The sequence below is a fragment of the Kineococcus rugosus genome (genome assembly GCF_050871975.1).
Taxonomy (GTDB): domain Bacteria; phylum Actinomycetota; class Actinomycetes; order Actinomycetales; family Kineococcaceae; genus Kineococcus.
Window position 1 is genome coordinate 50,213 of record NZ_JBJLSJ010000005.1, and the last position, 13,201, is coordinate 63,413.

Genomic DNA, 13,201 nt, shown 5'->3' on the forward strand with positions numbered 1-13,201 from the left:
CGTCCCGGAAGGACCCCCGTGCCGACCCGCCCCGCCGGTCGTACCCGCCCCACCCGCCCCACCCGCCCGGACTCCCCGCGCTCGCGCGCCTTCCCGCGACCGCGACGGGCCCCCGGCACCTTCGTCGCGACCGTCCCCGGGCAGGACGTCCCGCTGCGGCTCCTGGTGACCCTGGCGCTGCTGTGCGCCATCGGGCCGTTCGCCATCGACATGTACCTGCCGACGTTCCCCGACCTCGCCGCGGACCTGTCCACCAGCGCGGCGCGCGTGCAGCTGACGCTCACCACGTTCATGCTCGGGATGGCGGCCGGTCAGCTGGTCTTGGGCCCGCTGTCGGACCGCCTCGGCCGCCGCCGGCTGCTGCTGGCCGGCACCCTCGTGACGTTCCTGGCCGGTGTCGTCTGCGCCCTGACGCCCTCCCTGGCCGTCCTCGTCGTCGCCCGCCTCGTGCAGGGCGTCGCCGGTGCGGCCGGCGTCGTCATCGGCCGCGCCGTCGTCGCCGACCTCGCCACCGGCCGCGCCGCGGCCCGCGCCTTCTCCACCCTGGGCGTCATCGGCGGGGTCGCCCCCGTGGTCGCGCCGCTGCTCGGCGGCCTCGTCGCCGGCCACGGCGGCTGGCGCGGCATCTTCGCCGTCACCGCCCTCGCCGCCGCCGTGATGGTCGTCGCGGCCTGGTTCGTCGTCCCCGAGACGCTGCCGCGCGAGCGGCGGCACGCCGGCGGCGTCGGCGACGTCGTCCGCACCGCCCGGGCCGTGCTGTCCCGCCGCGGGTACGTCGGGTACGTCGGGTCCCTCGTGCTGGTCTTCGGGACGGTCTTCTCCTACGTCTCGGCCTCGCCGTTCGTGCTGCAGAACGTCGTCGGCCTGTCCGCCGGGACGTTCTCGCTGGTGTTCGCGGTGAACGCGCTCGGCATCGCCGCCGGCGGGGCGGTCTCCACCCGCGCGCTGCGCCGGTTCGACCCCGCCCAGGTCCTCACCGCGGGGGTCCTCCTCCAGCTGACCTGCGCCGTCGGGCTGTTCGTCACCGTGCTGGCGCTGGACGCCTGGACGCCCGCCGTCCTGGTGCTGCTGTGGTTCACCGTCTTCAGCTGCGGCCTGATCTTCGGCAACGCGACGGCGCTGGCGGCCGACCAGGTGCGCTTCGCCTCCGGCACCGGGTCGGCGCTGCAGGGGGCGCTGCAGTTCACCGTCGGTGCGCTGGTCTCCCCGCTGGTCGGCCTGGCCGGGGAGCACTCGGCGGTGCCGATGGTCTCGATGATGCTGCTGTGCACGGGGCTGGCGGCGGTGTCCCTGTTCCTCGTGGCGCGCCCGGCCACCCGCGCCCGGAGGGCGGACCGGCTCAGCCCGTCGTGAAGCCGTCGGCGCCCTCGGCCGGCCCCCAGTGGTCGCCGACCCGGGTGACCCGCCCGGGGCGGCCGTGCTCGGAGGGGTCGGCGCGCAGGCGCGCCAGCAGCGACCGCAGCGCCCGGCGCTCGCCCTCGGCGACGACCTCGACGTGCCCGTCGGGGGTGTTGACCGCGCTGCCGGTCAGGTCGAGGTCGCGGGCCTGCGCGGCGACCCAGGCGCGGAAGCCGACGCCGGTGACGCGGCCGGTGACGAGGGCGGTGAGGCGTTCCACGGGGTGCTCCAGGGGTGCGGCGGGTTCGGCGACGATCCTGGACGACGATCCTGCCGGGGCCGGGCCCGCGCGGCTCGCGCGCCCCCTCCCTCAGGCGTAGACCGGGCCGCCGCTGATCCCGAAGAACTCCTCCAGCGTGCTGACGCCGCGGTCGGCCATGCGCCCCAGCAGGTCGGTCCCCACCCAGCGCCAGTGCCACGGCTCGGGGTCGTAGCCGGTGATCCCCGTCTTCCCCTCGGGGTAGCGCAGCAGGAAGCCGTACCGCCCCGCGTGCGCCTGCAGCCAGGCCGCCTCGGGGGTCTGCCCGAAGCAGTTCTCCAGCTGGCACCCGGGCCGGGAGCTGCCGCCGAAGTCGACGGCCAGCCCCGTCTGGTGCTCGCTGTGCCCGGGGCGGGCCGAGACGCTCTCGGCGCTCTCGAGGCCGTCGCGGCGCACGGCGGCGTCGTGGACGGCCCGCTGCCGCGCGTGGGAGCGGTACCCGCTGGTGATGCTCAGCGACACCCCGTCGCGGTCGGCGGCCTCCAGCAGCGCCCGCAGGTCGGGCGCGACGAGCGCCGCGACCTCCTTGCCGCCGACGACCGCCAGGGCCGGGGCGTACTCCACGGGGTCCAGCGGGTGCTGCTTGTTGACGACGACCCACGGGCTCGCGGCGTCCGTGGTGGAGGGGTCGGGCGCGGCCGCCGGGGCCGGGGCCGGGGCGGGCTCGGCCGCGGCGACGGCCACCGGGTCCTGGGCGGCGGGGTCGGCCGCTCCCGCGCCGGGGTCGGCCGGCCCCGGCCGGGTGAGCAGGACCCCGCCCCCGGCGGTGGCCGCGACGACCCCGGCGAGCAGCGCGCGGCGGGCGAGGACGGCCTCGCGGGTGAACCGGCGGCGCCCGTCGGGCAGCACCTGCGGCGCGAAGGGCGAGCGCCGCGGTCGCGCTCCGGTCCCGGGCCCGGCTGGTGTCATGCGGCGATGCTCCCAGCGCGGCGCGCGCAGGTCACGCGCCGCGCCGGGGCGGCCGGCGGGTCAGGAGACCCCGAGGACCTGCTTGAGGGGGTCGATCGCGAAGTACACGACGAACAGCGCGGCGACGACCCACATCACCGGGTGCACCGCCCGGACCTTGCCGCGGGCGACCTTCAGCAGCACGAAGGTGACGAACCCGGCGCCGATCCCGGCGCTGATCGAGTACGTGAACGGCATGAGCACGATCGTCAGGAACGCCGGGACCGCGATCTCCAGGTCGGCCCAGTCGATGCCCTTGACCTGGGTCATCATGAGGAACCCGACGACGACGAGGGCGGGGGTCGCGGCCTCGTAGGGGACGATCGCGACGACGGGGGCCAGGAAGGTCGTCAGCAGGAACGCGGTCCCGGTCACGACGCTGGCCAGGCCGGTGCGGGCACCCTCGCCCACGCCGGTGGCCGACTCGATGAAGCTGGTGTTGCTGGAGACCCCGCCCGCGCCGCCGGCGGCGGCGGCCAGGGAGTCCACGACGAGGATGCGGCGCATGCGCGGCGGGTTGCCGTCGGCGTCCAGCAGGTCGCCCTCGGCGCCGATGGCCACGACGGTGCCCATGGTGTCGAAGAAGTCGGCCAGCAGCAGCGTGAAGACGAGCAGGACGACGGTGACCCAGCCGATGCGCTCGAAGGAGCCCAGCAGCGAGAAGTGCCCGAGCGTGGCGAAGTCCGGCGTGGAGATCCAGTCCCCGGGCAGGGCGGGCACGTTCAGCCCCCAGGCCCGGGGGTCGGCCACCGACCCGTCGGCGCCGGTGCGCGGGCCGAGGTCGGCGACCGCCTCGACGACGACGGCCAGCACGGTGGCGGCGACGATGCCGCCGAGGATGGCGCCGCGGACGCCGCGGGCCATCAGGACCAGCATGAGGACGAGGCCGACGACGAAGACCAGCGTGGGCCAGCCGGCGAGGAACCCGCCGATGCCCAGTTCCAGGGGCGTCCCGCTGCCGGCGCGGACGAAGCCGGCGTCGACGAGCCCGACGATGGTGATGAACAGCCCGATGCCGACGCTGATGGCGATCTTCAGCGGGGCGGGCACGGCGCGGAACACGGCCTCGCGCAGGCCGGTGAGGACCAGCACGAGGATGATCAGGCCCTCGAGGACGACCAGGCCCATCGCGTCGGGCCACGTCATGCCGGGCAGGCTCGCCACGCCGAAGGCGAGGAAGGCGTTGAGGCCCAGGCCGGTCGCCAGGGCCAGCGGGTAGTTCGCCACGAAACCCATGAGCAGGGTGACGATCCCGGCGACCAGGGCGGTGCCGGCGGCGACGGCGGCCAGGTTCGGGCTGGTGCCGCCCCCGAGGTAGTGCCCGGTGCTGTCGGGCTGCGTGCCGATGATCAGCGGGTTGAGCACGACGATGTAGGCCATCGTGAAGAAGGTGGCGAGGCCGCCGCGCACCTCCCGGCCGACGGTGGACCCGCGGGCGCTGATCTCGAACCAGCGGTCGATCGCGGACGGGGAGGCGGTGACGGCCATCGGAACCTTCGGGGTCGGTCGAGCGTTCGGACCGGCCACGCCCTCGGAGCCGAGCGGCATCCTGCCAGAGAACGGGGGTGCGACCGACCCTCAGTGCACGGGCGCGACGGGCGAGATGACGATCTCCCGGGGCGGCACGTGGACCCCCACCCACGTCGAGGACAGCGCCTCGTGCAGGACGGCCCCGGCCGCGCCCAGCGCGGCGGCCCGCTCCCCCACCTCCTCCAGGCGCACCTCGACGGGGTGCACCTCGCGGGTCATGGCGACCCCCAGCGCCGCGCGCACGGCGGCCAGGACCCGGTCCCCGGCCAGCCGCAGGCCGCTGCCGCCCAGGACGACCTCGCTGACGTCGACGACGTTGACGACCCCGAGGACGACCCGCGCGATCGCCCGGGCGGCCGCGTCCAGCTCGGCGGCGGCGTTCGCGTCCCCGGCGGCGGCGAGCAGGTTGAGCCGGTCGTGGTCGTCCAGGGCGGTGCGCGGGGACAGCCGCAGACCGGCGGCGCGGGCGGCCCGCTCCCCCACCCGTCCGGCGTAGCGGGCCACGACGGCGGCGGGGGCGGCGACGGCCTCCAGGCAGCCGGTGGCCCCGCAGGTGCAGCGCGGGCCGGCGGGGTCGGCGACGACGTGCCCGACCTCCCCGGCGTTGCCGGACTCCCCGCGCAGCACCTCGTCGCGCACGACGACGCCGCCGCCGACGCCGGCGCCGACGTGCAGGTGCAGGAAGCTGCGACCGACGCGGGGCGAGCGCCACAGGTCGCCCACGGCCGCGGCCGTCGCGTCGTTCTCCACCAGGACCGGCAGGCCGGTGGAGGTGGTGAGCAGGTCGGCGATGGCGACCCCGCGCCAGCCGGGCAGGTTGATCGCCGAGGTGCGCACCGGCCCGGCGAAGTCGAGGGGGCCGGGGACGGCGACGCCCACCCCGAGGACGGCCTCGGGGTGGGCGCTGCCGTCGACCAGCCCGCGCACGGCGCCGGTGGCGTGCTCCACGGCGGTCCGCACCGACGGCGCCGGGTCGGGCAGCCGCCGGCGGACGGCGTCCAGGACGGTGCCGTCGAGGTCGAGCAGGACGGCGTCGACGTGCTCGCGCTCGAACTGCAGCCCCACCGCCAGGGCCGCACCGGGGCGCACCGCGAGGGCGGTGCGGGGTTTGCCGCCGCCGCGGGGCCCGCCCCGGGCGCGGGTCTCGCCCTCCTGGACGAGCCCGCGGTCCAGGAGCCGCCGGACGATGTTGGACACCGTCTGGACGCTGAGCCCGCTGGCGAGGGCCAGGTCGGTGCGGGACGTCCCCGGGTGGCGGCGGATGCCGTCGAGCACCACGGCCTGGTTGTAGTCCCCCACCCACGGCAGGTTCGTGCCTCGTCGCACCCGCGCCTCCTCGCGCTCAGCCCCGGACGGGCGCTGTGGGATCGTTCTCAGAATGATGCGACGCATCCGTTGACACAGTCAATCCAGTGGATTTACGTTCCTCGCAACGGCCTGACGGGCCGGCGCAGCGCGGGCCCGTCGAGCCCTGGAGATCGGACACCGCCACGAGGGAGTGGGTTGTGCGTCGTCGTAACTTCCTGACCATCGCCGGCCTCGGCGCCGGAACAGTGCTCGGAACCGCCGCCTGCGGGGGCAGCTCCGAAGGCGGCGGGGACTCCGCCGGCGGGGCGATCAAGGTCGCCTACCAGCAGTGGGGTTCGGGGACGGTGATGAAGGACTACCTCACCAACGTCAAGTCGGCCTACGAGTCGGCCAACTCGGGCAAGACCATGGAACTCGTCCCGATCGTCGCCGCCGAGAACGACTACTACACCAAGCTCCAGCTGATGATGCGCTCCCCGCGCACCTCGCCGGACGTCGTGTACGAGGACACGTTCCTCATCAACTCCGACATCACCGCCGGGTACCTGCAGCCGCTGGACTCCTGGCTGGGGAAGTGGGAGGAGTGGAACCAGTTCCAGGACGTCGCCAAGGGCGCCGCGAAGGCCGCCGACGGCAAGACCTACGGCATCCCGGACGGCACCGACACCCGCGCGCTCTGGTACAACCGGGACCTCTTCGCCCAGGCCGGCCTGCCGACCGAGTGGACCCCCACCAGCTGGGACGACATCCTCGCCGCCGCCCGCGAGATCAAGGGCAAGCTGCCGGACGTCACCCCGCTGAACGTGTACGCGGGCAAGGCCGCCGGCGAGGCCGCCTCCATGCAGGGTTTCGAGATGCTGTTCTACGGCACCGGGACCACCCTGTACGACGTAGACCAGGACAAGTGGAACGTCGGCAGCCCCGAGTTCCGGGACTCCCTGCAGTTCATCAAGACGATCTTCGACGAGAAGCTCGCCCCGGACCCCTCGATCGCCCTGGACGCCCAGGTCGGCAACCGCATGCAGGAGGAGTTCCTGCCCGGCGGCAAGCTCGCGATGAACCTCGACGGGTCCTGGGTCTCCAGCACCTGGCTGGAGACCGGCGGGGCGCCGTGGCCGGAGTGGAACGAGGTCATGGGCCAGGCCCCCATGCCGACGAAGGACGGCTCCGGCGAGGGCAGGATCTCGATGTCCGGCGGCTGGACGTGGGCCATGACGAAGAACGCCTCGAACGCCGACGACGCCTGGAACGTCATGTCCACCCTGACGTCCTTCGAGAACAACCTGCGCTACAACATCAACGCCGCCGCCGTGGCCGTCCGCAAGGACGTCGCCGAGGACCCCGAGTACACCGGGTCCAACCCGACCCTGGAGTTCTTCTCCAGCCTCGTCCCGGTGACCCAGTACCGGCCGCAGAACACCGAGTACCCACGCGTCTCCAACGAGATCCAGGTCGCCATGGAGGCCGTCGTCACCGGCCAGGCCACCCCGTCCGAAGCCGCCGACGCCTACGACGAGGCCGTGAAGGGCATCGTCGGCGAGGACAAGACCGCGACGTTCTGAGTCGCAGAGGGAAGGAGCACCCGTGGCCACGCTGACCCGCCCCGGCCCGCCCACCAGACCGGAACTGCGCCGCCGCACGCACCCGGTCAAGGTCGACATCGCCCGGGCCCTGCCCCTCACCCCGGCGGTGCTGCTGCTGCTGGTGTTCCTGGCCGGCCCGATCCTGTGGTGCATCTACGCCGCGTTCACCAACACGGCGCTCACCGGCGCGGGATCGGGCAACACCCAGTTCGTCGGCCTGGACAACTTCCGGGCCGCCTTCAGCAGCGACACCTTCCGCAACTCCGTCGTCCTCACCCTGGTCTTCACCGTCCTGTCCGCCGTCGTCGGGCAGAACCTCCTGGGGCTGGCGCTGGCGCTGCTGCAGAAGCGCGCGGCGAAGGTCGTGCGCACCCTCGTCGGCATCACCGTCATCGGGGCCTGGGTCATCCCCGAGGTCGTCGCCGGCTACCTCTGGTACGCGTTCCTGGCCCAGGACGGCACGCTCAACGAGATCATCGGCGTCCTGGGCCTGGGCCAGAACTGGCTGTACACCCTGCCCATCATCGCGGTGTCCCTGGCCAACGTGTGGCGCGGCACGGCCTTCTCGATGCTCGTCTACAACGCGGCCCTGTCCGAGATCCCCGCCGAGATCGAGGAGGCCGCCGAGATGGACGGCGCCACCGGCTGGAAGCGGCTGCGGTTCGTCACCGTCCCGATGATCAAGCGCACCGTGACGACGAACCTCATGCTCATCACCCTGCAGACGCTGTCGGTGTTCGGCCTCATCTACACCATGACCCGCGGCGGTCCGGGCACCAAGAGCCAGACCCTGCCGCTCTACATGTACGAGCAGGCGTTCTCCTTCAGCCAGATCGGCTACGGCACCGCCATCGCCCTCGTCCTGCTCGCGGTCGGCGGCGTGTTCTCCATCGTCTACATGCGACTGCTGCGGGAGGACTGACCCATGAGCACCCAGACCCCCGTCCCCGCGCTCACCACGTCCGGGCCGTCGGCCGGCGCGCAGAAGCCGGTCGGCCCCCGCACCCGGGTCAGCGGCGTCGTCGTCAACGTCGTCACCGCCGCCCTCGGGGTCCTGTTCCTGATCCCGCTGCTGTGGGTGCTCTTCGCGGCCTTCAACGCCGAGGCGGGCCTGAAGCTGGAACTGCCCGGGTCGAACCTCAGCCTCGACAACTTCCGGGCCGTCCTGACCCCGGAGACGACCTACCGGCCCATGTGGAACGGGCTCGTACTGTGCGTCGGCTCCACCGCCCTGGCGATCGCCGTCGCGACCCTGGCCGCCTACCCGCTGTCCCGCTTCGAAACGCGGTACAAGCGGCCGTTCCTGCTGACGATCCTCTTCTCCACCGGCCTGCCCATCACCGCCATCATGGTCCCGGTGTACGGGCTGTTCGTGCAGCTCAACCTCGTCGACACCCTCGGCGGCACCATCGCGTTCATGGCCACCACCGCCCTGCCCATGTCGATCTTCCTCATGAAGAACTTCATGGACGGCGTCCCCCTCACCCTGGAGGAGGCGGCCTGGACCGACGGGGCCAGCTCCATGCAGACGCTGCGCCACATCGTCCTGCCCCTCATGTGGCCCGGGATGTCGGTGGTGACGATCTTCACCTTCATCGGGATGTGGGGGAACTTCTTCATCCCGTTCGTCCTGCTGCTGTCCCCCGACCGGCTGCCCGCCTCGGTGAGCATCTTCACCTTCTTCGGCCAGTACGGGTCGGTGCAGTGGGGCCAGCTGGCGGCCTACTCGATCCTCTACACGCTGCCGGTCGTCGTGCTGTACGTGCTGCTGTCGCGCCGCCTGGGCGGTGCCTTCAACTTCGGCGGCGCGCTCAAGGGCTGAGCCGGCCGGCCGGCGCCCCGGCCGGGGCACTGGTCACCAGTGCGCCGAGCGCGGCACCGGCTGGCACGTCGGGCAGGAGAACGAGGAGCGGTTCATGAAGGCGTCCCGGCGCACCAGCGCGCCGCACCGCGGGCAGGGACGACCGACCTGCCCGTAGACGGCCAGCGACCGGTCGAAGTACCCCGACGCCCCGTTCACGTTGACGTACAGCGCGTCGAAGCTCGTCCCGCCCGCGGCCAGCGCGGCCGTCATGACCTCGCGCAGACCGGTGAGCAGGTCAGCGGCCTGGGCCCGCGTCGTGCTGCGGGTGGGGCGGGCGTAGTGCAGCCGCGCCCGCCACAGCGCCTCGTCGGCGTAGATGTTGCCGACCCCGGACACGAGCGTCTGGTCCAGCAGCGCCCGCTTCAGGCCCGTCGTCCGCTCCCGCAGGCGCTTCGCGAAGAGGGCGTCGTCGAAGGCGGGGTCGAGCGGGTCCCGGGCGATGTGCGCGACCGGCGCCGGGAGCATCCGGGACCAGGGCGCGTCGGGGGACTCCCCCGCACCCCCGAGCCCGCCGTCACCGGTCCCGACCAGCGGCACGACGGCGATCCCGCCGAAGGTGCGCTGGTCCACGAACCGCAGGTCCTCGCGGTCGTCGTCGAACGTCCACACCGCCCGCAGGTGCTTCTCCGGCGGCGCGTCGGCGGCCTCCACGAGCAGTTGCCCGCTCATCCCGAGGTGGACGACCATCGCGTCCGCGGCGTCCCCGCCGGAGGCGGCCAGCGGCATCCACAGGTACTTCCCGCGCCGCACGGCGTCGGCGACGACCAGCCCGCGCGTGCGCGCGACCGCGTCGGCCGGGCCCTCGACGTGCCGGCGGGTCACCCGCGGGTGCAGGAACTCGGCGGACGCGACGGTCCGCCCCACCACCCAGCGGGCGACGCCGCGGCGGACGACCTCGACCTCGGGGAGCTCGGGCACGTCAGGACGACGCGCGCACGGCGGCGGCCGCCGTGGCCGCCCGCAGCGCCTCGACGGCGGCCGCCGCGGCCTTCTGCTCGGCTTCCTTCTTGCTGCGGCCCTCGCCGTGGCCGATCGCGGTGCCCCCCACGACGGCGTCGGCGGTGAAGCTCTTGGCGTGGTCCGGCCCGGACTCGGTGATCGCGTACGAGGGGACGCCGAGGTTCTCCGCGGCCGTCAGCTCCTGCAGCGCGGTCTTCCAGTCGGTCCCGGCGCCCAGGCGCTCGGAGGAGTCCATCAGCGGCGCCGTCAGGCGCAGCACGAACTCCCGGGCGCCCTCGACGCCGACGGACAGGTACGCCGCCCCGATGACGGCCTCCATCGTGTCGGCCAGGATCGAGTTCTTGTCCCGGCCGCCGGTGCCCAGCTCGCCCTTGCCCAGGCGCACGTGCGCGCCCAGGTCGAGGCCGCGGGCGATGTCCGCCAGCGCGCGGGAGTTCACGACAGCGGCCCGCAGCTTGGCGAGCCGGCCCTCGGAAACGTCCGCGAACCGCGCGTACAGCTCGTGCGTCACGACCAGGCCGAGCACCGAGTCCCCCAGGAACTCGAGCCGTTCGTTGGTCGGCAGCCCGCCGTGCTCGTAGGCGTAGGACCGGTGGGTCAGGGCGAGCAGCAGCAGCTCCGCCTCGATCTCCACCCCCAGAGCAGCAGTCAGCCGGGCGACGTCTCGGACGTCGCCCGGCGTGACGGCGGGGGCCTGCTGAGCGGTCAGCTCAGAGGTCCTTGACCTTGCGGCCCTTGTACTCGAGGTACAGCGGGGTGCCGGCGGAGTCGGTGACGACGCGGGCGGTGTGGGGGCGCGAGTACGCGACCTGGCCACGGACGGTGTCGCGCACCAGCGTCTCCTCGGACGCCTTCCACTGCGAACGGCGGGCGCGGGTGTTGCTGCGGGACATCTTCCGCTTCGGGACGGCCACGATCAGCTCTTCTCTCTGGTTCCGGACGGGGAGTCGTCACTGCTGGGGAGCAGGGACTGCAAGGCGGCCCACCGGGGGTCCGCCGGTTCTGCGGAGACGGGGGCCGGTTCGGACACCCCGATCTCGTAGTCCTGCTGGCAGGGGCCGTCGCACTCGGGCTGGAACGGCAGGTCCAGCACGATCGCGTCCCGCACGGCGGGTTCGAGGTCGACGAGCTCGCCGGGGGCGACCTCACGGATCTCGTCCTCGTCGTCGGCCACCTCGACCGGCGTCTTGCCGGGGTAGGCGAACAGCTCCTGCAGGGTGACCTCGACCGGCGCGGTGACCTCGGTGAGGCACCGGACGCACTCGCCCACGGCCGTCCCGGAGACCGTGCCGGAGACCAGCACGCCCTCCATGACCGCTTCCATCCGCAGGTCGAGCTGGAGGTCGCTGCCCTCCGGGACGCCGATGACGGCGATCCCGAGGTCGGCGGGGGCGGGCACGGTGCGCTGCAGGGTGCGCATCGTCCCCGGCCGGCGGCCCAGGTCGTGCGTGGACAGCACGAGCGGCGCGTTCGGGTCCAGGTGACCCTCCGGCAGCTGCCTCTTGCTCACGTCCACACCTCGTCCTTCGACCGTTCCGGCACACCACACGGCCCCGCCGCTGGTGGGAGTCCCACGCGCGCCGAGGCCGCCCCCAAGGGTAACCGAGGGTGCGGCCCGCGACCCAATCGGCGGGCCGGGCGGAGCGTCAGGACCCGTCGGCGGGCACCGCGGAGGCGGCCGTCGCCCCGGCCGGGGCCTGCTCGGCGACCTGGGCCCGGGGCTGCGGCGCCTCCTCGGGCTCGGCGTCGGCGTCGGCGTCGCGCACCTTCAGCCGGTCCCGGCCGCGCGCGGCCTGCTGCTTGAGGCGGTCCAGCTCGTCCTCGAAGTCCGACAGCTTGCGGTCCACCCAGGCGTCGGCGTCCAGCCGCAGCCGCTTGGCCTCCTCCCGCGCCGTCTGCACGATGTGGTCGGCCCGCTCGCGGGAGGCGCGGGTGACGGCCTGGGCGTCGATGAGCTCCTCGGCCCTCTCGCGCGCCCTGGCCACCACCTCGTCGGCGTCGGCGCGGGCGGCCTCGAGGACCTCGTCGCGCTGGGCGAGGACGTCACCGGCCTGCTGGACCTCGGCGGGCAGCAGCCGCCGGACGTCCCCGACGAGCGCGAGCAGCTGCTCGCGGTCGACCACCACCGACGACGACAGGGGCACGCCCCGCGCCCCCGACACGAGCGCGGCGAGCTCGCCGAGCTTCTCGTGCACCTCCACAGCAACAGCCTCTCGTCGATCCGTCAGTCCGAGCCGGACGCATTCTCCCCCAGCCGCGCGGCCAGGGCCGCACGCACCGCCGCGGGCACCAGCCCCGAGACGTCCCCGCCGTGGCGGGCGACCTCCTTGACCAGCGAGGAGGACACGTGCCCGAACCGCGGGTCGCCGACCAGGAACACCGTCTCCACCTCGCCCAGGTGCCGGTTCATCAGCGCCATCGGCAGCTCGTAGGCGTAGTCCGTCCCGCCGCGCAGGCCCTTGACCACGACCCGCGCCCCCAGCCGCCGGCACTGGTCCACCAGGAGGCCGTCGCCGAACTCGTGCACGACGACCCGCTCGGCGCGCCGGTCGCCGGAGGCCGCGAGCGCCTCCTGGACCAGCTCCACGCGCTCGGCGCCGGTGAACAGGCCCCGCTTGGCGGGGTTGACCGCCACGGCGGCGTGCACGACGTCGAACACCCCCGCCGCCCGCAACAGGACGTCGAGGTGACCCAGCGTCAGGGGGTCGAAGCTGCCCGGGCACACGCACGCCGTCTCCGTCACGCCGGTGACCCTAGACGGCGGTGGTCCCCGGCCCGGGCGGGGCGCAGGTCGCCACCCACACCGTCGTCTCCCCGTAGCGCCGCTCCCGCACGTCCGTCACCGGCTCGGGCCAGGCCGGCGGCGCGGTGCGCGAGGACCGCTCGACGACGACGACGGCGCCCGGCGCCAGCAGCGGGGCGAGCGCGGCCAGGACCGCGGTGACCTCCTCGGAGGCCACCGCGTACGGCGGGTCGACGAGCACGAGGTCCCAGCCGCCGTCCACCGCGGCGGCGGGCGAGGCGAGGAACCGCTCGACGCGGTCGGCCACGACCCGCACCCCCGGCAGCCCGACCGCGCCCGCGTTGGCCCGCGCGGTCGCGGCCGCCGCCCGCGCCGCCTCGACGAGGACCACCTGCGCGGCGCCGCGGCTGGCCGCCTCCAGCCCCAGCGCCCCCGACCCGGCGTACAGGTCCAGGACGCGGGCGCCCGCGACCGCGCCGGCGGCCTCCAGCGCGGAGAACAGCGCCTCGCGCACCCGGTCGCTGGTGGGTCGGGTGGTCTCCCCCGGCGGCACCTTCAGCCGCCGGCCACCGGCCGCGCCGGCCACGATCCTCGTCACGTCCAACCCC

At 74.2% G+C, this 13,201-nt stretch carries 15 protein-coding genes; 4 read left to right on the forward strand and 11 right to left on the reverse strand.

What is annotated here, in order from left to right; genetic code table 11:
• The first annotated feature begins 18 nt into the window (after positions 1-18).
• Positions 19-1,353, forward strand: coding sequence for a multidrug effflux MFS transporter (locus tag ACRYM6_RS03865; RefSeq protein WP_432541303.1), 1,335 nt, complete (start codon positions 19-21; stop codon positions 1,351-1,353).
• On the opposite strand, the gene ACRYM6_RS03870 is transcribed toward ACRYM6_RS03865, so the two are convergent.
• From ACRYM6_RS03870 to ACRYM6_RS03885, 4 genes are all read right to left on the reverse strand, one after another.
• Entirely contained in the window at positions 1,340-1,618 is a 279-nt protein-coding gene (locus tag ACRYM6_RS03870; protein ID WP_432541305.1) for an acylphosphatase, read from the reverse strand. The genes ACRYM6_RS03865 and ACRYM6_RS03870 overlap by 14 nt on opposite strands.
• Before the next feature lie 90 nt (positions 1,619-1,708).
• Complete coding sequence (locus ACRYM6_RS03875; protein ID WP_432541307.1) at positions 1,709-2,566, reverse strand: M15 family metallopeptidase; 858 nt, start codon at positions 2,564-2,566, stop codon at positions 1,709-1,711.
• Positions 2,567-2,626: 60 nt separating this feature from the next.
• On the reverse strand, positions 2,627-4,093 hold the full coding sequence (locus ACRYM6_RS03880) for an NCS2 family permease (protein ID WP_432541309.1): 1,467 nt from the start codon (positions 4,091-4,093) through the stop codon (positions 2,627-2,629).
• Between the two features lie 90 nt (positions 4,094-4,183).
• Positions 4,184-5,461: an ROK family transcriptional regulator gene (locus ACRYM6_RS03885; RefSeq protein ID WP_432541311.1), complete on the reverse strand. Its 1,278-nt coding sequence runs from the start codon at positions 5,459-5,461 to the stop codon at positions 4,184-4,186.
• A 179-nt stretch (positions 5,462-5,640) separates the two neighbouring features.
• Here ACRYM6_RS03885 and ACRYM6_RS03890 point away from each other — a divergent pair, with 179 nt between their 5' ends.
• The 3 genes from ACRYM6_RS03890 to ACRYM6_RS03900 are packed head-to-tail and all read left to right on the forward strand — an operon-like array spanning position 5,641 to position 8,848.
• Positions 5,641-7,005 (forward strand): extracellular solute-binding protein, encoded by a 1,365-nt coding sequence (locus tag ACRYM6_RS03890; protein ID WP_432541312.1) that lies wholly within the window; start codon positions 5,641-5,643, stop codon positions 7,003-7,005.
• A 22-nt stretch (positions 7,006-7,027) separates the two neighbouring features.
• A complete protein-coding gene (locus ACRYM6_RS03895) occupies positions 7,028-7,948 on the forward strand; it encodes a carbohydrate ABC transporter permease (protein ID WP_432541313.1) in 921 nt (306 codons plus the stop codon).
• Positions 7,949-7,951: 3 nt separating this feature from the next.
• Positions 7,952-8,848 (forward strand): carbohydrate ABC transporter permease, encoded by an 897-nt coding sequence (locus ACRYM6_RS03900; protein ID WP_432541315.1) that lies wholly within the window; start codon positions 7,952-7,954, stop codon positions 8,846-8,848.
• A gap of 33 nt (positions 8,849-8,881) precedes the next feature.
• Here the strand turns inward: ACRYM6_RS03900 and mutM are convergent, their stop codons facing one another.
• The 7 genes from mutM to rsmD all read right to left on the reverse strand — a co-directional run bounded on the left by mutM (position 8,882) and on the right by rsmD (position 13,191).
• Entirely contained in the window at positions 8,882-9,808 is a 927-nt protein-coding gene (gene mutM / locus ACRYM6_RS03905; protein ID WP_432541316.1) for a bifunctional DNA-formamidopyrimidine glycosylase/DNA-(apurinic or apyrimidinic site) lyase, read from the reverse strand.
• 1 nt (position 9,809) lies between these two features.
• Entirely contained in the window at positions 9,810-10,559 is a 750-nt protein-coding gene (gene rnc, locus ACRYM6_RS03910) for a ribonuclease III (protein WP_432541431.1), read from the reverse strand.
• A gap of 1 nt (position 10,560) precedes the next feature.
• Complete coding sequence (gene rpmF, locus ACRYM6_RS03915; RefSeq protein WP_432511737.1) at positions 10,561-10,764, reverse strand: 50S ribosomal protein L32; 204 nt, start codon at positions 10,762-10,764, stop codon at positions 10,561-10,563.
• A gap of 2 nt (positions 10,765-10,766) precedes the next feature.
• Positions 10,767-11,360 carry a YceD family protein gene (locus ACRYM6_RS03920; protein ID WP_432541317.1) on the reverse strand — a complete coding sequence of 198 codons (594 nt, stop codon included), beginning with the start codon at positions 11,358-11,360 and terminating at the stop codon, positions 10,767-10,769.
• Positions 11,361-11,496: 136 nt separating this feature from the next.
• Positions 11,497-12,051: a hypothetical protein gene (locus ACRYM6_RS03925; protein WP_432541318.1), complete on the reverse strand. Its 555-nt coding sequence runs from the start codon at positions 12,049-12,051 to the stop codon at positions 11,497-11,499.
• Between the two features lie 23 nt (positions 12,052-12,074).
• Positions 12,075-12,593 carry a pantetheine-phosphate adenylyltransferase gene (coaD, locus tag ACRYM6_RS03930; RefSeq protein WP_432541320.1) on the reverse strand — a complete coding sequence of 173 codons (519 nt, stop codon included), beginning with the start codon at positions 12,591-12,593 and terminating at the stop codon, positions 12,075-12,077.
• A 10-nt stretch (positions 12,594-12,603) separates the two neighbouring features.
• Positions 12,604-13,191: a 16S rRNA (guanine(966)-N(2))-methyltransferase RsmD gene (gene rsmD / locus ACRYM6_RS03935; protein WP_432541321.1), complete on the reverse strand. Its 588-nt coding sequence runs from the start codon at positions 13,189-13,191 to the stop codon at positions 12,604-12,606.
• Positions 13,192-13,201: the final 10 nt, after the last annotated feature.

Bases quoted from the DNA above. Each gene is read 5' to 3' on its own strand.
- ACRYM6_RS03900 (WP_432541315.1), top strand. From the start codon at position 7,952: ATGAGCACCCAGACCCCCGTCCCCGCGCTCACCACGTCCGGGCCGTCG.
- ACRYM6_RS03880 (WP_432541309.1), bottom strand. From the start codon at position 4,093: ATGGCCGTCACCGCCTCCCCGTCCGCGATCGACCGCTGGTTCGAGATC.
- ACRYM6_RS03875 (WP_432541307.1), bottom strand. From the start codon at position 2,566: ATGACACCAGCCGGGCCCGGGACCGGAGCGCGACCGCGGCGCTCGCCC.